We start from the raw sequence: 26,457 nt of genomic DNA, 5'->3' as shown, positions 1-26,457 counted from the left end.
TACACAAACACGTGCTATTAAAGAGCATAAAAGAACATTTGCCGTCGAGGGAACAGAATTTCAAAAAACTGTTCTTTTCGGTATCGATACTCTTGAAGATAAAATTTTTAACTTAGAAAACACTGATAATAGAGTAAATGGTAAATTTCATAAAATGGATGCCAACGAAATTATCGACATCGCTCAAATTAGAGCATTTTTCAAAACATATACGACACCACAATACGGTTCAATTCCTCAAGTAGGCTTTAAGGCCAATATCATCACTTGTCTAAGAATTGGTGCCAATGCCGACCGTCTTCAAGGTGAAGATATCGAGGCCACGCTAATCAATCTTGAAACAGGTGATGAACAAACAGTTCCCCAAAAAACAGATAACTTTGGTTGTGTGGATTTAACATTTGATTCAAAGTACGAGCGCTACTCAGTCCCAAGATACATGCACTATAATCTAGTGTTTAAAGCAACAAGTCCGGCCTTTCAAGGGATTAGTTCTCAAAGAGAGATTTGTCTAAACCCATGGCAACCCAACGGCCTTTTTGGGCACGATACAAGATCTGGAGTCTGCCCAGAAAATCCAATTGGAAGTGTTCCAAAGCTTCACTTCAATGATGTTAGCTACACATATATTGGAAATGTTGACGAAGGTTTCAAAGTAAATGAGCACATGGATATGGCGCTTACAAAGTCATTCCTAATTCGCCTTCACCCTTTCATTGATTATGGTCACAATTTTGCGACTGAAAATCACTACAAACAAATTTATTCAGGACGATTTGTTTTAAACTTTATGCTACTTGCTCCAAGAAATAATGAATTGGAACTGACGGCCCAAAATATTCAAAACTGGGACATCATCTCAGGCGATGAAAAAGAAGTAGAGATTGTAAACGGTGTTATTAAACAAAAAATTGATCTTGAAATCGAATTTGCAAAACTAACAAGTGCGCTTCATAGAACTTACGGTGTTATAATGCTAAGACCAGTTGATGATGGTCCCTTTGCAAAACTTAATGGAACTATCGCCGCAGGTTTATTTGATGCTCAGGTGAGACATTTCGGTACAGTTCTTCAAACTCATATCGGCTATGGTCAAGAGTTTAAGTCAGACAATCTTGCCAACGAAGTCATGATGAAATTCGAAGAAATGATGATTAAGCATAAAGCGCCAAAGCTAGGAACAAACTGGAAAGTCTCTCCTTATGAAGCTTTCAAATCCCTATACAATGGCAACGATAAATACACTGACATTCAAGACTTCAGACTTTCGGCCTATAATAACAGTGTTAAAATAGAAAACTTCAAACTTTCTAAAAAAGAATTTGAAGATCTTATCCATGGTGAAGCGAAACTTGAAACAAAGAGAAAGTTTTGTCACCAATACTTCATTAGGGATGAGGCCACAGACATCTATGGCAGAAAATTCAGACACGTTGAAAACGAACATTACGACTGTGGAAGAAATCCTGATAAATACATCGACTTTAAGGCGATGAAACACGTTCTTTCGGTTGTATCTGCACCACAAAAGGACTTATACGGAAGTGCATTCTCTGAAAGTGATAGACTAAATATCAATACAGGTTTTTGTATGAGCTTTAACAACTCAACAAGATTCTCAACATCAAAAAGAATTGGTACCGACATCGGTGTTGGTATGAAAATACCTCTACCGTTTGACATTCTCTCAATAGGTGGCGGGGTTAAATTTGATTACTCTATGATGTGGGGTACTGATGAATCAACAGGAAGCTCTAACAGAGGTTGTGTAAATAAATCTAAAAACCTTGGTGTTGATAAGATCACTCTTGCTTTCAAAGCAAAGACGAGATCATGTGTTCTTGTGACAAATAAACCATATATTGACCACCAAAAGACATGGGCGGCCAGAAAGAAACAAACTTTCTACAAAAACCACCATGAAAGATTCAATGTTTGTTTTGACCAAGATGATATCGAAGAAGTTTCTGAATCATGGTATTACATCAATGAAGAAGGTCACATGGTTAATCCATTGAGAGATCGTTACGATGCCAGAGAAAACCTTCTACACAAGATTATTCGTGGAGAAAAAACTTTCAATGCTTGGAATGCGATTTTACAAGATCAGACAAAGCAAATTTTCCTAGTGAAAAAAGATAAGTTCGAAAATCCAATGACGTACTTTGATAGCATCTATAACCAGAAAGATGAGACGAAACCTCTAATGTACGACTCAGCTCTTCCTGGAATTATTGAACTCTAAAAAACTATAACAAGGATGTGATTTTCTTTGCCCCATAAAAAGGGAAAGAAAATCCATTCTTATAGAGTCCACTCATTAAATAAAGACCTTCTGAAACTTGTCCAAAAAAAGGCGTTCTCTTTCGACCCTTGTGGCGCATGCCTGTTGTGATTTTACCTTTTGAAAATTCTGGCATGACAAATTTATCATGATGAATTTCTTTGAAGAGATTTTCAAATGTCTTGTACTGTTCTTCAAGCTCCGAAACGCTTGGCGCTTCAATATTTTCTTTTACAGTAGTTCCCCCTATGAGAAGCTCATGAGTTGTTGCTCTGTAAACAATATTGAAATGGCCATAGGCATAAGTGAAGGCCTCATTGCCAAAGTCTATATTTGAAAAAGTAAGATAACTGCCACTGACAAATTTAGAGCGATTAAGATCATCACAAGATATGTCTTTTTGTAAAAAATTAGACCATGCACCTGCTGCAACAATAATACGATCGCTATTATAGCACTCATTATTGAGAGTATGGACTGCGCCGTTTTCAATTTTGGCCACCACATCATCTATAAAAGTAATATTTAAATTTCCCATATACTCATGCTCAAGCTGCGCTAAAAGCCTCTCAGGATGGATAATATAGGCCTTATTCTCACTAATTGACACTCTCCCCTGGTCATCATTTTTGACTTGAAATTGAACGGCCCTCTCAACAATCGATGAATCTAAAGACTCATAATACTCTTTGGCCAAATCATAAGAATCAACAATTAAATCCCCCAATGGGCTGATTCCTCTTTCAATACCACTAAGACAGACAACACTTGTCGTATGAGTCGAGCAGCTATGAAAAAAGCTGTTCTTTGATAAAACTAAGATATTTTTATTTTGAAACTTCGCATCTTTTGCCATTTCACGCAAAAGACACCTTGCAGCGATACCATACCCCACAACAATGAAGTCGAACTTATTGAAATTGTGAGAACTTTTTGACCTAGTAACCATTGCCAAAGACACTCCTACTCATTAACCTTAATAGCTCAGGTATTATAGCCTTCTAAGGAGAGAATGAGAATGGCCATTGAATCAAATGCGGTTGTCTATGCTGCACAACAAACTGGAGTAAACGCCAACCAAGCAATTAGTGTACTTACAATGCTTCTGGAAGAAGATTGTACTGTGCCTTTTATTACTCGATATAGAAAAGAAAAAACTGGTGGACTTGATGAAGAACAAATTCGTGCGATTCAAGCATCATATGAAGAATATATTGAAAGAGAAAAACGTCGTGCCTACATTTTAGATGCAATCACAAAAATGGAAATGATGACGCCTGAGCTTGAAAAGAAAATTAAAGAAGCTAAGGACATCAACGTACTAGAAGATCTTTATGCTCCGTTTAAGTCTAAGAAAAAGACTAAAGGGCAAATTGCTGCTGAAGCTGGTCTTGAACCATTCGCACAGATGATTCTTACAACTAAGAATTCTATGCAAGAACTAGCAAAAGAGGCCGTTAAATTTATTAATCCAGAGAAAAAGATTAATAATTTCGACGACGCTATTAAAGGCGCCTGCGATATAATTATCGAAATGTTTGCTCACGACACAGAAATTAAAGAGCAACTTAGAAAAGACTACTGGCAAAGTGCAACAATCAAGTCTTCGATGAGAAAAGATGCTGAACAGATTAAAGAATTTGATAAATATAAAGACTATTTTGAATTTGAGCAAAAATGTTCAGAACTTAAAGATGCCAAGGCCGCTCACCGCTTCCTAGCGATGAGAAGAGGAATGACGCAAAAGATTCTTAAAGTTGATGTAACTTATCCTGAAGAAGTAGCAATTTCACATATAAGATCAAAGTACTATTCAGATCCAGGGCTAAGTTTAATTCCAGTCATTCAAAACTGTGCAGAAAAAGCATTTAAACAATACATTCATGCATCACTAGACCTAGAAATTAAAAGTGAACTAAAAAAACTATCTGATGAATCGGCCATTGATGTCTTTGGTGTTAACCTAAAGAACCTTCTTCTTCAACCATACCTTGGACCAAAGGCCGTTATCGGACTTGATCCAGGAGTGAGAACAGGGGTTAAGGTTGCTGTTGTAGATAACACTGGTAAGTTCTTAGTAGACACTGTTGTTTACCCTCACCCACCACAAAATAATAAAAAAGAATCGGCACAAATAATTGATGCTATTATTGAACAGTTTAAAGTTGAATACATTGCCATTGGTAACGGAACATACGGACGTGAAACTCTTGAATGGGTTGAAACAATGGTTCCTGGTGTTTCTAGTGGAAAATGTAAGGCCACAATGATCTCTGAAGCTGGTGCCTCAATTTACTCGGCCTCAGAAATTGCAAAAAAAGAATTTCCAGACAAAGACGCAACAGTTAGAGGAGCAATCTCAATTGCAAGACGCTTCCAAGACCCACTTGCTGAACTTGTAAAAATTGATCCAAAATCAATTGGTGTTGGTCAATACCAACACGATGTAAACCAAACTCGTTTAAAAAAATCTCTCGATGCAGTGGTTGAGAGCTGTGTAAACTTCGTTGGTGTAGATCTAAACACGGCGTCTGCGCCACTTCTTTCATTTATCTCAGGTATTGGTCCAAGTGTTGCTGAGAACGTCGTTAAATTTCGCGACAAAAATGGAAAATTCAAAAATAGAGCTGAACTATTAAAAGTGACTCGCTTCTCGCCAAAAGTATTTGAACAAGCGGCGGGATTTCTTAGAATTTACAATGGAGAAGAGCCTCTAGATGGTACATTCATCCACCCAGAGCGCTACACTCTGCTACACACATGGTGTGAGAAAAATGGAACTAAATTAGCTGATCTTTTATCAGACAAAGAGCTCATCATGAAACTTGAAAAAGACTCATCTTTCAAAGAAGAAGTTGGTGAGTTCACTCATGCTGATATTATCAAGTCCCTACGTGCTCCTTCACAGGATCCGAGAACAGAGTTTAAGACAACTGAATTTAGAAAAGATATCAGCACAATTGGAGATCTAAAAGAAGGTGAATGGTATCCAGGAATTGTTACGAATATCACTCAATTTGGTGCATTCGTTGACATTGGTATCAAAGAAAATGGTCTTGTTCATATTTCTCAAATGTCTGACAACTATGTAGACAATGCCCTAGAAGTTCTAAAAGTAGGACAAGAAGTTAAGGCCATGGTACTGAATGTTGACCTTGAAAGAAAACGTGTTGCCCTTACTCTTAAAAAAGGTCAAGACTCAAGAGAATTTGTTCCAAGCTCATCTGGTCAAAGTTCAAAAGGTCCGAAAAATAACAAACAACAAGGTCAGGACAATGGTCCACTTAAGAATAAGGCCTTTGCAGCACTAGCGGGATTTAAAATTAAATAATGGCCAATAAAAAAATTGAACTTGTACCTTATGATGAATTTTGGAAAAAGGTTTTCGCTAAAGAAAGCGAGAACCTCGCCAAACTCTTAAAAGCTAATTTTATCGAGGCCTTTCATATTGGTGCAAGTGCCATAGAAAAAATTCAGTCTCGTCCAACACTAGATATACTTGTTGTCGTCCATACGATGGACGGCATCCTTGCTTTCAAGGATGAATTTCTAAGAGCTGGTTTTTTTCTAGATGATCAATCGAGTAGTCTGGAACACTTTGTTTTCAATCGCTATGGTAAAGATGATAAGAGTGTCACACTCACAAGAGTTCATATTTTTGAAAAAACTAATAATGAACTTCATAACTATATCGATTTTACAGAATACCTAAGTGCTGAAGACGAGGTTGCCCAAGAATATCAAAAGCTTCGTGAAGGTCTATTGGATAATGAACTCAAGTATCAACAGGCAAAAGACTTTTTCATTGAAACAACTTTAAAAAATTTAAACAAATAAAAAAGGCCCAACACAGGGCCTTTTTTATTATTCTTTTGCTCCACAAGGAGGAAATCTTCTTGCAAGTTTACCAATGGGTCCACCATTAGAGCTATGCCTAGGTCTGAGCTTTTCCCAATAGGTATTTGTAGGAAAAATCATACCATTACTTTTATAATGACCTGTTTTCCCTTTTAACACTTGTTCCATAATATCCATCGAACATCTAATCTGATCAATAGCACCCATGCCATTGGTCGCGAACTTACAATTAGGTCCACGCCATGATCGTCCTGACTTTAGGGAATTGAGCTGCATTAAACCACGAGGAGGGTCAGTTCTATCAGGAATGCCACTTCCAACATTTAGTGCTTTTACGTCACAAGTTGATTCGACCATGGCCATAGAAGCAATCATCCATACCCAAAAATTTATACGATCATCAGCTGACAGCTTTTTCCAATTTGGACAGGTAAAAGGAGCACTAGACATACCTGGGATATGATCCCCAAGAAATCGACTATCCTCACGACCTTTTTTATTAATATAGGTTTCAATCTCTTCTCCCCATACACCATAAGTCCCATCTTCTTTGATGAACTTTGTACAATCCTTATTAAAGTAAGTTGCATCATTCTTACTTCTTGGGGTCATGGGAATCTTATATCGACCAGAGCTTTTACTGCCCTTATTGGCCTCGCAGGCGGCACATGGTGGGGTTCCAACTTGACGAACAAGTTCATTGAGATGGCCAATTGTTTTTTGTTCTGCATGAGCACTCGGCATAAGTACTACTCCAGTTATCACCAGAAGAAATAATAATTTCATCATTATTTCCCCCTACTAAAATGACACACAAATTGTGTTTCTTTTATTTCAAAACTCACAGTATCACCTGAGACACTGAGTGTTTTAGTTGATTGGGCCTCATTTTTCTTTAAAGAGTCTGGGCAACTAAAAATCTTCACTGTTTCAATAACCGCATTTTTTTGAAATGAATAAGTTCTCTCAACTTTACAACCATCTTCCGTTTTTTCGATTTCGAGATCATCAAATGGACCAATGAAGATATTTTGCCCTAATCTAAAACCTTTCTCTTGATTTTCATCAACAAATGTAAGCTCTCCATCGCTACATTTAGCATGAGACTTTTTTTCAAGTTTATATTCACCTGATTTATTTTTAATGAGTTTAAGAAATTGATCTTTATTTTCATTGGCAAATGAGCTGCTCCCTATAAGAAGCGTGATCATTAAAATAAGACGCTTAATCATAACCCTATCCTTACCCAAAACCATGGGTATGTTGCTACCAATAAGATTATAATTTAAATTATATGAATCTAAAGAGGCTTTTTACGACCGACACAAAAAGTGCCTTTAAAGAGTGCTCCAAATTAAAGCACCCTTTCTATCTCATGGAAAACATGGGCCTTTTTAAGTACTCATGACTATTCATATGACCCACATTAAAGACTTTTAAAGAGCAAACTATAACGTGATTTGTGGGCACTTCTTACCTATGAGAACTTCCAAGGACTCATTGTTATGCCTAAATATTACATCTCCGTTGGAAGGATAGCGAAAAAGATCCCTATTAGTGATTTCACATTTCTCATCTGCGCTGTTTTTTAAAAGAGACTTTTTAAATGGTGATTGGGTACTTAATGAATCGAGGGCAAATCCAGTATCAATGATTAGACCTTGAAGAGGTTTTACCTCTACACCACCAAGAACTTTTGGATGGAGGTAATCATCGACAGAAATTTCGGCACCAGATACTCTAAGAAGCTTTGAGGTTTGAATATCGAACGTGGCCCTGTGTCCATTAATCATTAAAACATCTAACTCCCCCTCTTGTTCACGCCATTCAATTGAAGGGTAGGCCTGAAGCTTAGGAAGAAAATAAAACTCTCTTGCTCCATAGCGAAGTTCATCATCGAAGATGCCATAATTGACAAAGACCAACATGGCCCCGTTATTATCAAAACTAAATTCACGATATCTCTCCACTGGAGAAAAAAGACTTAGGCCAATACTGCAAACATCGTCATGAGGATAATAAATACGACGTACAGTAAGGTTGCCCTTTGTTTCTGTGAAGTTCGTACACTCAGATGCCTCAGTTGTGTTAATTGTTAAAAGAATAAGAACAAAAAGATAAAATATTGATTTCATTCGTCCTCCGTTGTGTGGAGGAAAGCTTACAGAAGATAGAGGAATAAACAAGTTTCATAAGTAAAAAGTACAAAAAAAAGCACTTCTAAGAGTGCTTTTTCGCTTTATTAGCCATTTCCATCATTAAATTCTCGATAGGCCGTTTTCAATCGTTCCTGAAAATCTTCTCTTTCTGCCTTATCAGTAATGGCCGAAACAAGGTCATCAACTTGCTTTTTATTCTTTATATAAAAAGGCATAAAAGGCTCAAGATGAAAATGAGATCGATTAACTTTAAATAGTGCCCTATAGGCCTCTATAGTTTTTAAAACAAGATCTTTATCTTTGAATAAGTGAGATTGACATTGCTCAACTGTTTCATAAAAAATCTTTTGTTCTTTGTTATCTAATTTTTTCGTTTTATCGAAATACATACGACACTGAATATCAGTTTTTGCTTGGGCAAAAGTATAAAATGATAAAAAACCTATAAAAAAAGATGTTATTAAAATATTCTTTTTCATAATTATCTCACATAAATTCCAATTAATTTTCTAGGAAGACCTAGCTCATCGTAAATCGGTTTTTCACCAATATAGTCACTTATGAACTCTTTATCAGATGCCTTAACTTCAACGTGACCATATTTTCCTCCAGAGTAAACTAAGATGGCCCCTTTTGGTGCTGTATATGGTGTCATACTTTTATACTTATCATTCTCCAGCAGGTTTCGAAATCCTAGCTTTTTCCACTCAGTTCCCGATTTAGATGCCGCAATACCTGACGGATAAGAGTCGGTGAAACCTCCATCCTTAACACCTAATTTTACATACCTTAGGCAATAACCAGTAGGCTTGGTTTGATTTTTTCTATTTAGTGGAGGACTTTTTTTACAAATATACTTATTTTTTTCCGATAAACACATACTGACATTCTTTCGAAGAGTCGAAATCATTTTAGAAACATTTGCGCTATTTGAATAAAATGAAAATTCATTTGAAGTTAAGTCCTTTTCTTCATTTTCAGGTGTATCAGATTCTTCCAAATCTATACATGACGCTAAATAGGTCTGAAAACTCATACCTTCGGGAATGAGATACTTGATTCCTCTATAAACTTTTGTTGAATACTTCTGTCCCTCTTCAATATCACACTGAACACCTTCTTCCATATGCTCTTCAGCACTGAGTAAATCGGCATTTCTATCATCCGCTGGGCAATGGACTTCTGTCGGCGATGAGACCATATCATTAATACCACGGCTCAATTCAGAACCTGTTGGCAGAGTTGAAATTTTTGGAGAACTTCCTACTGTATAAGAACGCCCCCCACTCATTTCATGCATACGACGCATATATTCCATATGCTCACGGTATTGAAGAACATCTGGATTATTTTCTGCTGGTGACATCGCCGGCACTGTTCCATTGATTAGATCAATGATACGCTTTTGTGCAAATGTGGATAGAGATACACCCAGCATAAGTATTAATGTTAATGGTTTAATAAATAGCTCCTCTCACACAGTTGCATGACAAAACTCTTTCAATCAACTATTTATCGACGATTTTATACTTTTTCTTTAATACAATAGACTATTAATGCCAAAAAGCATTTTCCACTAATGAATTTAACAACTTGTTAAAAAGAGAAAGTGACAACTATTGCTGTCACTCACAAGAAAAGACCCCGAAATGATAAGACTAATTTAATTCCAATGCGCGAAGCATTTTTTTGTAACTCTCTTTAGAAAAAAGTGTAATTTCATCTGAAATTAAAAAGGCCACAAACTGGCGCACTTTAACTGAAGAAAACAAACGAGGATTCACAATAAGGGCCCTACGATAAACGACTTCATGTAAAATCGCCACGGCCCTTTGAGAAGCTGATAGCTCACTCCAATACTTTTGATCAATTACATATTTTGTCTGACCATTATCAAATGTGTACTGAATGATAAGTTGTTTTAACTCATAATTTGATGGGATTTCAATTCCCATTCCTGTATCAAAAATAAAAAGATGAGAATTGGAGATGAACGAACTTTCTTTGTAAAAATCATCTGCAAAGTTCTTAAGCTGTCTCTCTAGTTTTTTATCATATTCTCTGAGTCGTGACACAAAGGCCTTCGCCATTTGTACGTCATTTTTATATCTATCTTGATCAGGCCATTGAATATCAAAACCATAATGGTCTTGTGTTTCATAAACATCGAAGAAAAACTCTGCCCGAGAAGTTGTTTTGTTAACAAGAACTCCCCCACCATTGCCAACTTCATTACCTGCAAATGTAGTAATATTGAAAATGGCCATACATAAAAGAATAAAATATTTATTAATACTCATCACTTTGATGACTCCTGATTTTGTAGAGGAAAAAATTGAATATTTAGTTGGTACAACTCATCAGCAACTTCGGCCTGAGTGGCCATGTGAGATAGGCGTGAACGAAACTCTGAAATCAATTTCTTATACTCTGCCACTTGGGACTTATCGATACAAAAGGTAAGACTAGAAATATCGCGTTCATGAATTGCGACTTCTTCCATGGCCTTTTGGCCAAGAGGGATAAACTCTTTGTGAAAATCACGTATGGTCTGTGAAGGGACATCATTTGTTGTTGTCACGCTACTACAATTTAATTCATAAAAGTCATCTGTCCGCGTAATAAGATCAATTGAACACAATTTTTCTAGAGATGCCAAAACAGATTCAAGATCAATTTTAAGTTTTTTTGAAAACCAAATGGCACTTCCTTCAAAATCGGTGGCCTGAAACAAAGTATAAATACACCATGTTCTCCAATCAGAGATTAACTTAAATTCCTGATCTGTTAACTGTTTGTCTCCCGCACCTTTTCTTTTTAAGTAACGCTGTGAGGCCACAATATGCTTGAGGGCCATGATTTCATCATTACTTAACTCAAATACCGAAGAGAACCTTTCAACAGTTTCCTGCCCAGGAATATCACGCCCCTTTAAAAGATTAGTCAAACGACCAGAGGAAACGCCTATATCCCGTGAAAAAGCACGCAACGAATAACTAGAATTTTTATTCCTACGCTCAAGATATTTGTCATGTAAAAAGTCTGAAAATGAAGAGTAATTCATGTCTTATTTTCCTAAAAGATCCGTTATAAATCAAAACAGGGGCAATCATAAACATAGATGGGCTAAAGAGACAAATTCTGTGGAGCGCTTAATGCTTTTTTTCAAATAAAGCAGGCACCTAACGCATGGGCCCAAACGAAAAAGGCCCGCTATAAAAGCGGGCCAGTATTAGAATTAAAGCATTTTTAACCACCAAGTGTCACGCGTTGACTTTGGCTTTGGTGCAACATCGATTGTTCCAGGAAATGAACCATCGATATTGTCTAGTAGTAAGAAACCTTTATCGTCTTCATTTAACTCAGGGTTATCAATCAAGTGACCCCAGTTATCAAGAAGGACTTGGTCAGGAGTTGTTTGAGCAAGTGTTCCTGTTACCATGAAAACTTTGTTTGCATCTTTTAGAGATTTTTCAATCTCAATATACTTATCATAACCGCGTACTACTTTAATAAACTTTACAGTGCTTGGATCAAATGGGTCTCTCATAATTGAAGTATCGTTAGTATATTCTTGCATATAATACCAAGACTCATTTACTTTTGTATCCTTTTGCTCACTACACACATATGACTTCACTGGGAATTGAATTTCAGCGTAGTCTGCTGGATTTGTACTTCTTGAGTATCCACCGAAAGAGTAGTTATAGTATCCTTTTCCGTAGATCAGAAGACAGTTCTCATAGTCACCAGCTACTTCGATCACAAATCTTTCAACACCAACGTTGGCATAAGTCGAAACATCGTTACCAATACCTTCGTTTTCATAGTCGTTCCATGATTTACCCATACCGAAGTCGAAAAATCTTAGACCCATCGTTAAAAACTTAAGAGCATCAAACTTTGTCGAGATATCAAAACCAACTCTTACGTTTTTCCACATTTGCTCTTGGTGACCTTCTGCTAGGTTGTATCTTGCCGCCACAGAGAAACCAAAACCAGTTGCCAATAGTGGGTTAATTGATTTTACTTTCTTAATGTGTCTAAACTTTTTAATATCAAAGAACTTCCCAGGGTGTCTTACACAATACTCAGTCTTTGCGTTTTTATTAATCGATCCACCCCATCCATATTTTTGTTGTGGAGCAGGAAATACTGATTCACACACTTTTCTGATCATTTCAGGAGAGAAATCATTATTACCTACAACAACATTTTCAATTTCTGTTGGAGTAAAATCAATTTTTGTTTGCGCTTTAAATTGCGCCAAGTCTTTATATGTTCTAACATCCGGTAGAGTTTTTGCTAGGTGATTTTCAAAGATCGCTCTAGCAGACTTCTTAAATGGATTGTCAAATGTTCTCTTGTCAGTAAGTTCTGTAATATTTGAGAATAAAAACTCAATATAACGCTTAAAGGCCACTTGTTTCGATGTAAATTCGCTATCTGACTTATTCAACTGATCCCACTCGAAATCATTTTCTTCATTTTTACCTAAAAGAATATTCTCTTTCCACTTTGCAATATCAGCTTCAGATACCATTGATCCAAGATTAAGATCAGTATTTAAACTAACACCTTTTTCCGAAGCAGTTGCATTCTTAAGTCCAGCTTGTTCTGAAGACATATTCAAATCATCAGCTTTAAAAACGTTTGTTTTAATCCATGGAATCTTTGCTTTAAAGAAACCAGTTACAATTGCACCATCAAGTTTAATTTCATTTACTGGTTCTAATTTAAAAACAGTAACTGTTCTTGTCGCAAGCTTTGGAAGATCTGTTACTTTAATTTGTAGTGAAATAAGATCGTTAATTACACCGTTTTTCACTTCAACAGTTTTTTGAGCACCTGTGATAAATGTAAAGTCATTAAAGTTCTCAGAAGTAATTGGAATATCCGTCTTCTGTGGAGCTAGTACCATGAAGCTCAACTTGAAGCGACCATCTTTCAATTCTGTATATCTTCTTGAACCTTCAGTAAAAAGCATCCCTCTATCAACTCTTGGATTCAATACAACTTGGTATGATCTTGAAATTGATAATCCTAGGTAATCATTAACTGTAAACTTGTCATTATCATTTCCAATCAAAATATACATCACACCATCAATTTGGATTTGATTGTTTCTCTTAATTGGGTTTTCTTTTACTTCACCGTAACCATATTCTGGGTCAGAATCTACTGCAAAAGTGACTCTGTTTTGCTCCCATGGATTCATATAGATCTTACGACCAATTTCTTCTCCAACAAGAACACCATCAAGAACTCTTACTGAAAAATCATAGTCTAACCACTGTGAATAACCATATTGCTCATAAGTTGACTTAAACACACCTGACAGACAACCTGTCACTGTTGTTTTCGCTTCTTTTTTGAACACTTTACCAGTTCTTGGATCTCTAATAGATACTTCTACGTTAGCTCTTCTAATTCTTTTTCCTGAAGAGTAACTTGAAAGACAAGTATCATACTTTGCAGAAAAACCGATATCTTTAACGTCACTCTTGATGATATCAAGAACACCATCAGGCATTATTTCAATTCTTTCTAAAATTAGCTCACTTTTGGCCTTAACAAATTCCGATCTTTTTTGTGCTTTTGGAGTTGTACCTACACAACCCGAAGAACGAGACAGGTCAGAAAATGTATTACTCATTGGATCAAGAGAGTATTTTGCAGATGTTTTTAGATCACTACCTTCAACACTCATTGACTCTTCAAATGCATGACAGTTATTTTGTCCCTTATAATCAAGTTCAACAACTTTATCCCAAGTTACACAACCGCTAACATCAGTCGTTAACACTTTTCCATTTGATAGAGTGATACTTCTTCCCGCTAGACTCTTTACTTGAAGACCATCGGCCAAACAAGCTTGGATAGTGTATTTTCTAGCAGTAACGATAGAGTCGATACTAGCTTCTTCACGAATATCATTTTGTGAAAGAACACTTAGTTTTTGAACTTGTAACCTTTCAGTTGTTTTATTCGTCTCTTCTTTTTTATCTACAGATGCTGAACAACCGTAAAAAAGTGCAGAAAGAGCAATTACAGTAGTAAATTTGTTAGAAAAGATCATAGAACTTCCTTAAAGTTAAAATGAAAAGTGTTTCTTTATCTTGAGTATCAGATTTCTTAATTACATTACTTGCAACACCAGTGGCCTCTAGCTCAAAGTTGTTGCCTAGGTCATTGAAGATATATGAAGCAGCAAGCCCCTCTCTATTATTGTGACCATAAAATTTGTTATTGTAATAAGCAACAGAAGCATCAGATTCAACTTTAAATGACTCAAGTCCTAGCTCGTGAGTCGCAGTATCACCTTTATACTTAACATTTACACCAATAAGTTGACCTTTATTTTTCCCAGCAGCGGCCTCAGTATTTACTAAATAGTTGTGGTGAATAGATAAATCAATGGCACTTGTTTCAAGTGTTGCTTTATTAGACACATTCCAACCAGCGAAATCATATAAAAACTCAGCACCATCTTCCCTGTTTCCAGAAACACTATTTCCATTGAAAAGTGACTCTCTAGCAACCCCATTAGAAAGATTTGAAAAAGCAAAATGAGATGCACTTGAATCTAATGTAAAATTATTCTTTGAGAATTGTACAAATACGCCTTCACTAAAATATGATGGAGTCCCTTCTTCAACTCTATCAATTCTGTCTGAAGTATTTTTAATACTTGGTGTAGCTTGAATCGCCGTCAATCCAACTTTAACCCCACCATTACCGTATTGAATGGCCTCACGCAGTCCAAGCATCGCTCTACCAGACAAAAGAAGAGGAGATGATTTTCGATCCATTCTTAAGGCACCGGCCTCAAGAGAAATGAAATTCATTGGACGATACTCGAAGGCCCCTTCAGAAATTGTAAGGCCACTCTCACCATCGTACTCATTGTTATCAAATAAAGAATCAGTGCTTCCAGCTCTAAGAACAGCACCAACATCAAACTTTAAATCAATTGATGGATAAAATTTATGAAAACCAGAAACAGAGGCCTTAATCTCTTGCTTAGTGGCCTTATTCATTGTTCCCGATTGTGAAATCCCCTTCACTTCTACTTCACCACGAACTTTTGTCGTCTTATTAAGACCGTTCTTTGATTGAAGATTGGCCGTACTTGTAGATTGTGCAAAAGATGCACAACTTGAAAGCACTAGACCCGTGATTAACACCTTATTCATAACATCCCCACAGTTGTTTGGAGTTATATAAGCAAGGTATATGCCAAAAGCTCTCTTTTATTTATGGGTATAGGATGCTGAAAATAGGAATATTAGAAGATAAATTTCCTGCTAACCCTGTTGATAATTCTAACATGTCATCTTTTTAGACAATTCAGTTTTGTCTAAATAAACAATTAATGATGATAATTTTACACGATCACTACAAATCAATCCTAGTGCTTGTTAAGTTTACTCACTAAAAAAAATGAGGTTCCCATGAGTAAAAAAACAAAGTTACTGGCCAGTGCCGTATTATTGATATCGCTCGTTGGCTGTGGAGTAAAAACTGAAGAGAAAATCATACTCAAAGATAATATTGTCACTGAAAATACATGGGGGCTCCCTTTTCAATCAACTCCCTTGGATTACACAACAATTGAGCAACAGCTGATCATAGGAACTCCAGTCGCGAAAATATTCTATCGTGAAGGTGGAAGTGCAACTGGCTTTTTCATTAGTGAAGATGGACTTATGATGACAAATCATCATGTTATTGGTTTTGATCGTTGTAGTGCCCAGAGGTGCGAGAACTTAAAAATAGTTAGAGATTTCCGTCTCGGTGGAGCAATGGAAGTTTATGATAAAGTTCAACTTCTGGCCGCGAACGATGAACTAGATTACGCCTTGATAAAAGTCGAACTTCCGAAAAATACAAAAGTACCTTTTTTAAAATTAGACCTCTATGGAGTTCGTGATCATGGATACAATGAAAGAGATAAGCTTGCAATCGTTGGACACCCCTTCGGATCGACACTAAGACAAGGAAGCGCCTATGTTGATAGAGTGTCAGGAGATAGTTTTAATCTAAAGTCTGTGGCCCTCAGTGGAAATAGCGGAAGTCCTCTTATTGATCTTAAAACCAATAGAGTCATTGGATTATACAACTCAAGCAAATGGGACAAAGCATCTGTAAAAAAAGATGGTTCAGTTGAACACTTTGGCTACGCAACTCGACTCTCTAAAATCATGGACAATATTAAATATGCAAGAGGACCCTACGACTACGACGACACTAAAGGCCTAATTATCAAAGATATGGGAATTTTAGATGAGCAACAAGACAATCTTCCTCGAAAAATATCATATGAAAGAATTAGTACAATTGATTATTGGCTAGGAAACTTTTCAAATGACGATTTCGCATCAAATTTACTTAATATACTTATAAACGACAATTTGAGAACACGAGATGAGACTTCAACGAACAATTCGAAGGCCTTAAGAAATACACTTTGGGGCATTACAAGCTTTTTAAGAACAGATAAAAAGGCCGAACTTGAGCTTTCCCAGGAAATCTTGGAAAAGTTAAAAATCATTTATCACACAAATGAAGACACTGATACATTCGACTACACTCTTACTCCTATGCTTATAGAGCTTGGTCTTCAAGATAGAAGTGCCTGCCGAAAATATGCAAAAGAGTCAAATGTAGATTATAGTGACCTATACTACATTATTGATTTACACGATATTTGTGGAACAACAATAATGGAAGATGGCGTTGAAACTGCAGATTACTTGATTGGGCTATGGCGCTACTACATTGAAAAAGATCTTTTCAATGAAAATAAATACAAAACCTTCGCGAGTGCAGTCAACGGTAATATTGAATTAAATTTTGACTTAACGGCTTCACAGAAAAAAGACTTGGTTTCAATTATGGCCGCCATCGCGCACAATCTTCAAAACATCCGTGCTTCTTATGCATTAGAGTCGATGATTGTTCTACTAAAAGAAAATAAAGTAAAAGAAGTTCTTGGGTGGTAACTACCGCCCAAGAGATCTTATATAGTCGAGATAATTATTCTCTTTCTTAAACTGATATAGAGAAAACTCTGCAAAAAACCATGAAATCACAAATGGAATGAGTACAGAAAGAGATATCGCTCTGAAGCTCACGTAGACTGGAATTTTTCTATCGACAAAAACATCTGGCATAATCTCTGGTCCAAACAGGTCAAAAAGCTCTAAAAAGATCAAACCAAAACCTAGGCCACTCAAAATAGCAATAAATGAAATCCCATGAATTGTTCTGCCTGTAAAACTTAGAATGGATTTCTTTGAGGCCCCTTGAATCCAAAAACTTGCAAGATCTAATTTGATATTGTTGAAAAAAATCATTAGCCCTGATGTGATACATAGTGAAACAAGTAAAGTCATTCCCGTAAATAAAAAAGTCATCACTACTGTTTCTAAATTTAGTGCCCATACAAGATTTTGATTTTTCTCTTCCCATGTTTGAAAGATAATAGCTGATGCAAACTTTTCATCGAGTTTCTTACGTAAAGATTCAGTATTAAATTTTCCATAAAAGCGAAGTGTATTAACATCGCGCTTTTTGATAACGTTTTGTATGAGAGGTAAACGTACCCATAAATGCATGGAATCGACTTCGGTATCGTCAGTCGCAATAACTCTTTCAACAAAAGTCAGGGCCATTCTCGGAATCTCGCCAAAAAAAACATCAGTATGAGACGGCGAAATAAGTTTTAACTCATCCATTTCACTCAATCTAGTCTTATAGGCCAATTCAATTGGCACCAAGGCACCGTTAAACTTTGCCCCTTTCAAAAAGCCAGGTCTGAAATGATCTTTTGAAATCGCGTGAACAATTACAGGAGAGAGATAACTTCCATTTTGTAGTAATAATTCAATTTCATACTCAACAGAAAAATCTAGACCTGTTTCTTTTGCAAAGTCTAAAACTTGATTTTGAAGGCCAATATTACTCTTAGGAAGCACAATCGTGGCATCACCAAAGATGGCCTTAGAGCGCTCAATTCTGTTGCGCTGAAGGCCACCCATCGTAGACTGAAGCACAAGAAGTGCGAAGCTAGAAAGAAATAGGCCAACGATTGCTAAAAGTAGCAATCGTTGACGAGTCTTGGCATTAAATATATGCGAAATAAAATATCGACTAAAATAACTAAACATTGAATTCGTAGAACTTCTTCTTCTCACTAGCAAGCTTTCTCATAAACTCACTGGCGCCGTATCTATCTTTATCAACACTAGCAGCGAATTTATCGAGAGCGGCGATTAAATTATCTAATCCTTCAGTGTCAGCGTAACGAAGTAATCCACCTCTAAATGGAGGAAAACCAATACCAAAGATTAGTCCTAAATCAACTTCTTCTGCTGTAGTAACAATTCCATCAGCAAGAACAGTAGATGCTTCATTAATCATTGGTAAGAAAATTCTCATTTGAATTTCTGTTTCACTCATTTTCTTAGTTGGCTTTGGTAGAATGGCCATGGCCTCGTCATTGACGCCAGTCACTTTACCTTTTTCATCGTAAAGATAAAAACCTTTGTCAGTCTTTCTACCAAGAAGACCTTTTTCAACTAGCATATGTGAAACATTGCTTGATTTAGCTCTCTCTCCTAGACCAACATAGATAATCTTCGCAACTTTCTCACCAACATCAATACCAACTTCATCAAGAAGACGACATGGACCCATTGGCATACCGAAATTTAAACATGCATCTTCGATATCTTTCATTGCAACACCTTCTTCTAGAAGAAAGCCTGCTTCATTCATATATGGCATAAGAATTCTATTCACAAGAAATCCTGGACCATCTTTTACAACAACAGGAGTTTTCTTGGCCTTTAAAACCCAGTTGTAAAGTGCCTCAACAGTTTCAGGTGCAACTTTATCGTGGGTAATAATTTCAACAAGAGGCATCTTATGAACAGGATTGAAAAAGTGAAGTCCAGCAAAACGTTCTGGTCTTTGAAGAGCTGTAGACATCTCTTGAACTGATAAAGATGAAGTATTAGAAGTCAAAACAGCATCTTCACGTACATAATTTTCTGCCTCAGCAAAAACTTTCTTTTTAATATCCATATTTTCAACAACGGCCTCAACTAATAGATCGGCCTTTTTAAAACCTCTGTAGTCAAGTTGACATGCGATTGAACGCTGCTTTTTTTCAAACTCTTCAAATGTCATTTTGTTTCTTTTAACAGCACCCATGAAGTTTGAAGATGATTGCTTAAGCCCTAGCTCCAGTGCAGCAGGAGTTAAATCTTTCATAATAGGGGCCATATTATTGCTGGCCATAAGCCATGCAATACCACCACCCATCGTTCCTGCACCAAGACATGCTCCACGTTCAAAACGAGGAACTTTTCCTTCACCTTTTTTACCAGAGTATTTCTTAACTTTTTCAGTCATAAAGAAAATATGCTGCAAGTTCTTTGATTGCTCAGAAACACATAACTCTCCAAAGGCCTCAGCTTCACTCGCAAGATAGCTTGTTCTGCCTTTCATCATCCCCGCTTCCATGACATCAAGAATTTTAAGTGGGGCCTGGTAGAATCCCTTTGTCATCTTTAGAACACCTTCGCGTGCTTTTTGAAAAATAATTTTCTTAGCAAGAAAATTATCAGCAGCTAAATTTCCAAGAGACTCAGAAAAAGATTGTTTCTTTTCTTCACCTTTAAAGTGTTCTGGCGCCATTGCTTTTAAGCGCTCTTTTGGATATACCGCGGCCGCTAAACCTAGACGTTTACCTTTTCTTGCATTAACAGTCTTTCCAGAAAGGATAAGATCAAGGGCATTTGGAAGACCAATTTTCTTTGGCATTCTATATGTGCCACCAAATCCAGGAATCAAACCAAGCTTCACTTCAGGAAGACCCATGATTGTTCCCTTATCATCTGACATAAGAATCGTCTTACATGCCAAAGAAAACTCAGTTCCTCCACCAAGACAAACACCATGAATACAAGCAACTGTAGGGATTTTCAAATCCTCTAAACGATTAAAGATCGACTGACCTTGTTCTGCACCGTAAGCACCATCTGCTTCAGTCTTCATTGCGGCAATAAGATTAATATCTGCACCAGCAATAAAACAACGGTCTTTGTGAGTGAAGAAAATTGCTCCTGAAAGCTCTTTTTGCTTTGTGTGAAGCTCTTCGATAATGTCACGAAGTTCACCCAAAGTTTCTTCATCTAATGTTGTCATCGACTTGTCACAATTGTAACCAAATCCGATATAAGCAATTTTATTTTCTACTTCAAAACTTATTCTTTTATAGGCCATATTTGATCCTTTACTACTTTACTAGATTCTCAATAATACAAGCTCCACCTTGACCACCACCAATACAAAGAGAGGCAATACCGTAGCCTGCCTTTCTTCTTTTCAGTTCGTGTAAAAGCGTTACAACTAAACGTGAACCAGTTGATCCGACAGGGTGTCCAAGAGCAATCGCTCCACCATTTACGTTAAGTTTCTCATCAGGAATTTCCCCCCACAGAGTTTCAATTCCAAACTTGTCTGCAACAGATCTATCAGTTAGACCTTTTCTAACAGCAATAATTTGTGCAGCGAAGGCCTCGTTGATTTCAACAAGATCCATCTTATCAAGTGTTAGATCAGTTCTTCTAAGAACTCCATCCATAGCGTGAAGAGGACCCATCCCCATACGCTCAGGCTCTAATCCATGGAAGTGGTAATCAACCATTCTTGCAACAGGAGTTAGATTATATTTTTTAAGTGCTTCTTCGGAAACAAAGAGAAGGGCCGAACCACCATCAGTGATTGGACACGAGTTCCCAACAGTCACTGTACCTGATCTCTTTTCGAAATAAGGCTTCATTTTTGCAAGACCTTCAACAGTTGAGTTTGCACGAGGGCCAACATCAGTGCTTAAAAGCTTTTGTAATTTTCCACCAATTGCGAGAGCAACGATTTCATCATTGAAGCGTCCCGCTTCCATGGCCGCTACGGCCTTATGGTGAGAGTTGTTAGCATAGATATCTTGTTCTTCGCGAGAAATTCCTAATTCACGCGCAAGTAGTTCTGCTGTTTGTCCCATATTTAGACCACAAAAAGGATCTGTTAACCCTTGTTCAATAGCAACTACAGGAGACAGAAAAGGAGGTCTAAACGCAGAAAGTGCTTTTAGTTTTTCACCTACAGACTTCGCCTTCATTACTTTTACGAAAAGTTCAGTCATCTCTTTTCCGTAAATAAGAGGCATCTGTGACATAGATTCAACACCACCAGCAACGATCACATCAGATCGACCGCTAGCAATTTTTAAATAGGCCTGGCTTACGGCCTCAAGGCCAGAAGCACAGTTTCTATGAACTGAGTAACCACTTGTCTTCTTATGAAGACCTGCTTCAAGGGCAATAACTCTCCCAATATTAGGATATTTTGCCGGAGTTCCCGTGTTTCCAAAGATAACTTCATCAACGCCATCGTTTGGAATATCAGTATTGTCTAGAATGTGACGAACAAGATAGGCCCCCAAATAGGGCGCGGCCACGTCTTTTAGATCCATTCCCGCCTTGGCCTGTGGTGTTCTCACGGCCTCTACAATGTAAACTGGTCGAAGTGACATAGTGACTCCTTAAAATTTTTATATTCACTTGCCAAAAATTTTAAAGGAAAAGCACTCGAAAAGAAAGAAAAACGAAGGGGAATAAAAAGACACAACTGACTAACCAACCACTCTGATCAAATAATAAAGGGAGACTTGCGCCTCCCCTTATTTGAAGAAAAAAACCATGAAGAAAAAACTCGTAGGAATGACCTACATTAGAATCTGAATGAAAGACCTGCGCCAACAGAGAACTGATCAGCGTCTTCAATTTGGCGAGAGATATTTCTTAAATCACCCTCGTCTTGACTTAAACCTTGAGTTCCAAGATTTTTGTCGTAACCAGAAGTAAGCGCCTTAGTGTACTTAACTTCTAGGTTAATTCCAAATCGGTCTGCAACTACAATGTCCGATCCAATCATAGCTGATCCAGAAAGGTAGCTTGATGAGAATCCATCTTGGTAGTTGTACAGTGGTTGTGTACTATATCCACTATTGTAGTAATAAGGATTATTGTAAGCATAACTGTTGTTATTATAGTAACCATTTGCACCATAGATATTATTTGAGTTGCTATATTTTAAGCTCGCTCTGTTATATCCAAGTCCAAGACCAGCATATGGTCTAAACGCACCGTGATTAATCATAAAGAACTTACTATTGGCCTCGATAGTTAATCTAGAGTAGTTAACTTCTTGTCCGTAATAGTAACTTGAACGACCAATATCAGTAGCGTCCATTTTTAAATATCCGATTCCCAGACCAACTGAAATGTTGTCGTGAACCATAGTCTCTGCGTTCAGATTAATACCAAAATTACTTTCAACATCAATTGTGTTGCCAGTAATAGCATTGATTCCTGAACTCAAAGTGATTTTACTTTTTCTATCTGTTGGAGCTTCTGCAACTTTAGTCTCAACACGAGCAACGGCCGCTTGAGTTGTTGTTACAGTATCGCCTTCCATTGCATTAAATCCACGCTGGAATGCATCTTGAAGCTTCTTAGTTAGTTCGGCCTCGGCCTTAACCCTTTCATCTTCAATTTTCTTATCAACCATCTCGTTAGTTTTTTGCTCTAACTGCTTTCTCATCTTCGCCATGCGATCGGCCGCCGATGGTTTAGGCTTTTGGTTATAAATACCGTCAATGTCAATTTGATCAGAGTTTAAAATCTGATCTGTTTCATTTAGCAACATATCTTCTTGCGCTAGCGCTTGATATGCTGGTGTGGCCAGTGTGGCCAAAAGAAGCAATGATGATGCCCCTTTTTTAAAGTTAATTGCTTTCATGTTTTTCTCCTTCTTCAGGTCTTATTTCTTTGGGTATATTTATATCTGAAAAAATGACGCACTGCGCCCCTTTGGGTATTAATTTCATAGGGTGTCAAGATTTTAGACAGTTAGAAGACAAATTCTGACTAACGACTGATGTTAAAATACTTGTAATTTTGAGGGGTTGCAATCTTCATAAGACCACAAACAATACTTTGATTATTGCCCGTGCAATTTGTGCTCACCATGCGCTCCTTAACAATTTTCATCATTGAAAGACAAAGAATGACGACGACACCTATTAATAAGATGTACTCCACGGCCGTTTGACCTTCTTGTCCTTTGAATATTTGTTTTGAACGCGCGCGATTTAACATACTCATTATTGTAGCAAACAATAAAAATGTTAAAAGCTTTTTCCCTTAGAAGACGTACTTTTTCAAAACTGAAATCTAAATAAACTGCTGCATCTCATTGAGATCCATTAAAGAACTCAGTAAACCTAGAGGTGTTTGTCTTCTTGGTCCGAAGTAATGAACGTTTTTCAATTTTTCATTCACTCCTGGTCTAGAACCATCGAAGAGTGAAACCTTTTTTGGAAACCAACTTCTCTTGTCAGTTCTCATTAGATCATATGGCCATAGCTCTTTTCCATATGAAATTTTCTCTCGAATTCGAAAAGAACCAACTTCAGGATAAAGTAGAGATAAATCTTCTTTTAAACTCTGGCGTAAATGATCTTTAATAAATGATATCTTTGAACCTTTCTCATAAAGAGAAAAAACTTTAAAATTTAATTTCCCCTCTTCAACATCAGCACACCAAAGAGGGATATCAGTTCCCATCTTATCGACACGCGAAAAGAAGATTCGCTCGCCCAATAACGGGTCAGGTAAACCTTCTATATGCCATTCAACACAGATATCCTTTAGCGTCTTGCCTCTTTCGTTAAGAGTCACTGGCATTTGTGTAAGGTCACCGCCAATAAAAACAATTTTTTCTGGATGAACAATACCTTCATAACTAGAAAGTTCTACAGACCAGGGTTTAGAATTATGAAATTTCCATTCGCGCAATTGGCAGCGTTTATAAATTCCCCCTGCATTTTCAAAAACAGGAATAATCTCTTCTAAGGCCTTCTCGTGATCAAGTTCATAACTAGGAGACAAAAGACAAAGAAGAAGATGAAACGCTTCAGTTTCATTTAATTTAGAATCGACACACTTGTGAAATAGACCTCTTGTCATAACAAGAAATGATTTTAAAAACCATAAATCTTTCTCACTAAGATTTTCTCTTTTAATAACAACTTTTGAAAAAGCATTATAGAGATCGACAATTCCTTTAGGACACATGGCCAAAAGACCATCAATATTTAGACCTTGTAAACTCTTAAAAAAATATGAAGATTTTCCGATCCTATCAGTTAATTTATAGAATTCACTATCAAAGAGCTCTCGCGCTTCTTCTGTGCCGACGTGCTTAGTAAATTCATCATTAGAAAGTGGTAAAAGTGAATTGAGCTTTCTATAAAGTTCATAAAAATTTGCCGATGGTGTGCGACCTAAGCGAATTCTCTTATTTTCAATTACAAATGAATAAGGTTTTGGAGTGAGAAGTTTCTCAATATCCGAAAATGACTCCATGGCATTGTCACTGGCCCAAGATTCAATGAACTTCTTTTCAATTGGACCAAAGAAATCACTAAATAGAGTTCCTATTTCCACTCTCTCATCATCAAGAAGAAGAACTTTTTGTCCGCGCTTAATAAGCTTCATGGCCAGAAGAACTGACAAATAACTTTTTCCAACAATAACGAGATCAAAGTTTTTAACTAACAACGCTCTAACTCCAAAATGCTTAAAAAATACTTATAAAGACATTACTATGCCATCATACCTCTGGCGATAAGACTCGACAAAACTTTTAACCTTATCAGCATCAAAAACTTTATCGTCCACTTGCATCATCAAAGGATAAAGCTCATTCAATTCACTGGCCACATGAATTGCACTTTGATCGTTTTCTAAGATTAAATCAAATTCAGTCGATCGATGGGTGCGCGGTCCACAAAAGACAAAGCACCCTGCAAGATAAGGCTCTAAGACAGAATGAATGCTGCGACCAAAGCCGCCGCTAACATAGGCCTTCCCAAAGATCGTATAGAACTCGCATAAAACACCAGGAACGGCATTTATCATAACACCAGGAGAGCTCTCATATTCTTTCAAAATATGAGTAAGATCTGTTTTCTTATTTATTAAATAATAATTCACATTCTTCTCTTTCAAAGAAGTGATCAATTCATCCAAACTTTTCTCATCCAATTTATGAGGACACAGGCAAAGAAATTTTTCTTTGCTATGAATTTTCGAGATCCACTCACCGCTCAAGCTCGCACTGTCCACCGGCCATGCTGAGCCGTAGACGATACGATTTTCACGTGAAAAGTTGGCCTCAATAAAATGAACCAAGGGCAAAAGAGTGGCCTCATCCAACTTCGCAAAAGCATTTTGCACACGCTTATCTATTTGCAAAACGCGAAAATCAAATGTGTGCTCAACGGTGTCGAACTCTTTTTTAAATAGCTCTTCATCTTTGTTCGTGGCGGGTACAATATGAGTAAAAAAGCTATAGATGAGCTTGTCATATAATGTGAATTCTTCTTTCTTCCCTTTTCGAGAGGCCCATAAAAGAGTTGTGCGCTCACAAAAGCGAGACATCAGCAAAAGCTCAGGAAAAAAGTCATAGCGAACCATTATAAAGTGCTCGCTCGTAATCCAATTAAATGGTCGCCAATCGCGAAAATTGCACAGAAAGCAAAAACGCAAATAACGAATATACTCGGGATGTTCGGCGTGAAGCCTTTTTATCTTCGCCTCAACGCTTGGGCTTGTATAAAGAATTTCAATGCGTTTTGCTCTTTGAATAAAAGAATCTATGAGAGGACGAACCTGTTCCAGCTCCCCTTCGCTTGAGACATGAAAAGTGATATGGGCACGAACGCCTTGGCGATGAAAAGGTATGCAACCCTCTTCATTATTACGACTTTCAAACTCCTTACGCGTTTTCAAAAACGGATGTAAGAAGCTAAGGCCTGATAAAATAAGCCCAACAAGGCGAAAAAGACTCACTGTGACAAATAAATATAAAAATTTCATGGCCATCCTTAGTATCAAAGTGTCACCTTTTGGGTGTAAGTCGTCAATTTATTAAGACTAACTAAATTCTAACAGTAAAATTTTTGACATTTTCTTACATTTGAGTATTTCCGTCATGATTCACCGCAAAAATAGTCGACAA

Annotated in this window: 21 protein-coding genes; 4 read left to right on the top strand and 17 right to left on the bottom strand. The window is 37.0% G+C overall.

The features are described from left to right. Nucleotides 1-2,245 (top strand): hypothetical protein (locus M899_RS18545; protein ID WP_034728453.1); only part of this gene is annotated, 2,245 nt, incomplete at its 5' end. A 4-nt stretch (nt 2,246-2,249) separates the two neighbouring features. Here the strand turns inward: M899_RS18545 and M899_RS08065 are convergent. After that, on the bottom strand, nt 2,250-3,233 hold the full coding sequence (locus tag M899_RS08065; RefSeq protein WP_021270888.1) for an FAD-dependent oxidoreductase: 984 nt from the start codon (nt 3,231-3,233) through the stop codon (nt 2,250-2,252). Nucleotides 3,234-3,302: 69 nt separating this feature from the next. On the opposite strand from M899_RS08065, the gene M899_RS08060 reads away from it, so the two are divergent. Together M899_RS08060 and M899_RS08055 are read left to right on the top strand one after the other, a co-directional pair. Then, nucleotides 3,303-5,615: a Tex family protein gene (locus tag M899_RS08060; RefSeq protein ID WP_021270840.1), complete on the top strand. Its 2,313-nt coding sequence runs from the start codon at nt 3,303-3,305 to the stop codon at nt 5,613-5,615. Next, a complete protein-coding gene (locus M899_RS08055; RefSeq protein ID WP_021270892.1) occupies nt 5,615-6,121 on the top strand; it encodes a GrpB family protein in 507 nt (168 codons plus the stop codon). The genes M899_RS08060 and M899_RS08055 overlap by 1 nt, the downstream gene beginning before the upstream one ends. A 27-nt stretch (nt 6,122-6,148) precedes the next feature. Here the strand turns inward: M899_RS08055 and M899_RS08050 are convergent, their stop codons facing one another. The 9 genes from M899_RS08050 to M899_RS08010 form a co-directional block, all read right to left on the bottom strand. Next, entirely contained in the window at nt 6,149-6,931 is a 783-nt protein-coding gene (locus M899_RS08050) for a hypothetical protein (protein ID WP_034728447.1), read from the bottom strand. Continuing rightward, nucleotides 6,931-7,374: a hypothetical protein gene (locus tag M899_RS08045; RefSeq protein ID WP_021270823.1), complete on the bottom strand. Its 444-nt coding sequence runs from the start codon at nt 7,372-7,374 to the stop codon at nt 6,931-6,933. Before M899_RS08045 ends, M899_RS08050 begins: the two co-directional genes overlap by 1 nt. A 216-nt stretch (nt 7,375-7,590) precedes the next feature. Continuing rightward, nucleotides 7,591-8,277 carry a hypothetical protein gene (locus M899_RS08040; RefSeq protein ID WP_021270938.1) on the bottom strand — a complete coding sequence of 229 codons (687 nt, stop codon included), beginning with the start codon at nt 8,275-8,277 and terminating at the stop codon, nt 7,591-7,593. A 107-nt stretch (nt 8,278-8,384) separates the two neighbouring features. Then, a complete protein-coding gene (locus M899_RS08035) occupies nt 8,385-8,780 on the bottom strand; it encodes a hypothetical protein (RefSeq protein ID WP_021270818.1) in 396 nt (131 codons plus the stop codon). A gap of 2 nt (nt 8,781-8,782) precedes the next feature. After that, complete coding sequence (locus M899_RS08030) at nt 8,783-9,739, bottom strand: hypothetical protein (RefSeq protein WP_021270939.1); 957 nt, start codon at nt 9,737-9,739, stop codon at nt 8,783-8,785. A 220-nt stretch (nt 9,740-9,959) separates the two neighbouring features. Beyond that, on the bottom strand, nt 9,960-10,601 hold the full coding sequence (locus tag M899_RS08025; RefSeq protein WP_021270927.1) for a hypothetical protein: 642 nt from the start codon (nt 10,599-10,601) through the stop codon (nt 9,960-9,962). Then, on the bottom strand, nt 10,601-11,365 hold the full coding sequence (locus tag M899_RS08020) for a TIGR02147 family protein (protein WP_021270867.1): 765 nt from the start codon (nt 11,363-11,365) through the stop codon (nt 10,601-10,603). The genes M899_RS08025 and M899_RS08020 overlap by 1 nt, the downstream gene beginning before the upstream one ends. Before the next feature lie 174 nt (nt 11,366-11,539). After that, on the bottom strand, nt 11,540-14,380 hold the full coding sequence (locus tag M899_RS08015; protein ID WP_021270914.1) for a hypothetical protein: 2,841 nt from the start codon (nt 14,378-14,380) through the stop codon (nt 11,540-11,542). Next, entirely contained in the window at nt 14,367-15,497 is a 1,131-nt protein-coding gene (locus tag M899_RS08010; RefSeq protein WP_021270824.1) for a hypothetical protein, read from the bottom strand. Before M899_RS08010 ends, M899_RS08015 begins: the two co-directional genes overlap by 14 nt. Before the next feature lie 258 nt (nt 15,498-15,755). Here M899_RS08010 and M899_RS08005 point away from each other — a divergent pair, with 258 nt between their 5' ends. Further along, nucleotides 15,756-17,306 carry a S1 family peptidase gene (locus tag M899_RS08005; protein ID WP_021270837.1) on the top strand — a complete coding sequence of 517 codons (1,551 nt, stop codon included), beginning with the start codon at nt 15,756-15,758 and terminating at the stop codon, nt 17,304-17,306. Here the strand turns inward: M899_RS08005 and M899_RS08000 are convergent, their stop codons facing one another. The 7 genes from M899_RS08000 to M899_RS07970 form a co-directional block, all read right to left on the bottom strand. Then, the gene (locus tag M899_RS08000) at nt 17,307-18,410 is read right to left on the bottom strand and encodes an ABC transporter permease (RefSeq protein ID WP_021270930.1); all 1,104 of its coding nucleotides are present in this window, start codon (nt 18,408-18,410) and stop codon (nt 17,307-17,309) included. A 55-nt stretch (nt 18,411-18,465) separates the two neighbouring features. Continuing rightward, nucleotides 18,466-20,595: a 3-hydroxyacyl-CoA dehydrogenase NAD-binding domain-containing protein gene (locus M899_RS07995; RefSeq protein WP_021270874.1), complete on the bottom strand. Its 2,130-nt coding sequence runs from the start codon at nt 20,593-20,595 to the stop codon at nt 18,466-18,468. A 13-nt stretch (nt 20,596-20,608) separates the two neighbouring features. After that, entirely contained in the window at nt 20,609-21,904 is a 1,296-nt protein-coding gene (locus M899_RS07990; protein WP_021270894.1) for a thiolase family protein, read from the bottom strand. Nucleotides 21,905-22,101: 197 nt separating this feature from the next. After that, nucleotides 22,102-23,172, bottom strand: coding sequence for an OmpW family outer membrane protein (locus M899_RS07985; RefSeq protein WP_021270929.1), 1,071 nt, complete (start codon nt 23,170-23,172; stop codon nt 22,102-22,104). Between the two features lie 128 nt (nt 23,173-23,300). Further along, nucleotides 23,301-23,531 (bottom strand): Flp family type IVb pilin, encoded by a 231-nt coding sequence (locus tag M899_RS07980; RefSeq protein WP_021270856.1) that lies wholly within the window; start codon nt 23,529-23,531, stop codon nt 23,301-23,303. A 75-nt stretch (nt 23,532-23,606) separates the two neighbouring features. After that, entirely contained in the window at nt 23,607-24,995 is a 1,389-nt protein-coding gene (locus M899_RS07975; RefSeq protein WP_021270865.1) for a hypothetical protein, read from the bottom strand. Between the two features lie 30 nt (nt 24,996-25,025). Then, the gene (locus tag M899_RS07970) at nt 25,026-26,315 is read right to left on the bottom strand and encodes a hypothetical protein (protein WP_021270886.1); all 1,290 of its coding nucleotides are present in this window, start codon (nt 26,313-26,315) and stop codon (nt 25,026-25,028) included. Between the last annotated feature and the right edge of the window lie 142 nt (nt 26,316-26,457).

Source organism: Bacteriovorax sp. BSW11_IV (assembly GCF_000447755.1).
GTDB lineage: Bacteria > Bdellovibrionota > Bacteriovoracia > Bacteriovoracales > Bacteriovoracaceae > BSW11-IV.
The sequence above is the reverse complement of the archived record's forward strand: the minus strand, read 5'-3'. Positions and strand labels throughout refer to the sequence as shown.

Bases quoted from the DNA above. Each gene is read 5' to 3' on its own strand.
- M899_RS08025 (WP_021270927.1), bottom strand. From the start codon at position 10,601: ATGAGTATTAATAAATATTTTATTCTTTTATGTATGGCCATTTTCAAT.
- M899_RS08020 (WP_021270867.1), bottom strand. From the start codon at position 11,365: ATGAATTACTCTTCATTTTCAGACTTTTTACATGACAAATATCTTGAG.
- M899_RS08065 (WP_021270888.1), bottom strand. From the start codon at position 3,233: ATGGTTACTAGGTCAAAAAGTTCTCACAATTTCAATAAGTTCGACTTC.
- M899_RS08015 (WP_021270914.1), bottom strand. From the start codon at position 14,380: ATGATCTTTTCTAACAAATTTACTACTGTAATTGCTCTTTCTGCACTT.
- M899_RS08060 (WP_021270840.1), top strand. From the start codon at position 3,303: ATGGCCATTGAATCAAATGCGGTTGTCTATGCTGCACAACAAACTGGA.
- M899_RS08035 (WP_021270818.1), bottom strand. From the start codon at position 8,780: ATGAAAAAGAATATTTTAATAACATCTTTTTTTATAGGTTTTTTATCA.
- M899_RS07985 (WP_021270929.1), bottom strand. From the start codon at position 23,172: ATGAAAGCAATTAACTTTAAAAAAGGGGCATCATCATTGCTTCTTTTG.
- M899_RS08030 (WP_021270939.1), bottom strand. From the start codon at position 9,739: ATGCTGGGTGTATCTCTATCCACATTTGCACAAAAGCGTATCATTGAT.
- M899_RS07970 (WP_021270886.1), bottom strand. From the start codon at position 26,315: ATGAAATTTTTATATTTATTTGTCACAGTGAGTCTTTTTCGCCTTGTT.
- M899_RS08005 (WP_021270837.1), top strand. From the start codon at position 15,756: ATGAGTAAAAAAACAAAGTTACTGGCCAGTGCCGTATTATTGATATCG.
- M899_RS08010 (WP_021270824.1), bottom strand. From the start codon at position 15,497: ATGAATAAGGTGTTAATCACGGGTCTAGTGCTTTCAAGTTGTGCATCT.
- M899_RS08055 (WP_021270892.1), top strand. From the start codon at position 5,615: ATGGCCAATAAAAAAATTGAACTTGTACCTTATGATGAATTTTGGAAA.
- M899_RS07980 (WP_021270856.1), bottom strand. From the start codon at position 23,531: ATGTTAAATCGCGCGCGTTCAAAACAAATATTCAAAGGACAAGAAGGT.
- M899_RS07995 (WP_021270874.1), bottom strand. From the start codon at position 20,595: ATGGCCTATAAAAGAATAAGTTTTGAAGTAGAAAATAAAATTGCTTAT.
- M899_RS07990 (WP_021270894.1), bottom strand. From the start codon at position 21,904: ATGTCACTTCGACCAGTTTACATTGTAGAGGCCGTGAGAACACCACAG.
- M899_RS08045 (WP_021270823.1), bottom strand. From the start codon at position 7,374: ATGATTAAGCGTCTTATTTTAATGATCACGCTTCTTATAGGGAGCAGC.
- M899_RS08050 (WP_034728447.1), bottom strand. From the start codon at position 6,931: ATGATGAAATTATTATTTCTTCTGGTGATAACTGGAGTAGTACTTATG.
- M899_RS08040 (WP_021270938.1), bottom strand. From the start codon at position 8,277: ATGAAATCAATATTTTATCTTTTTGTTCTTATTCTTTTAACAATTAAC.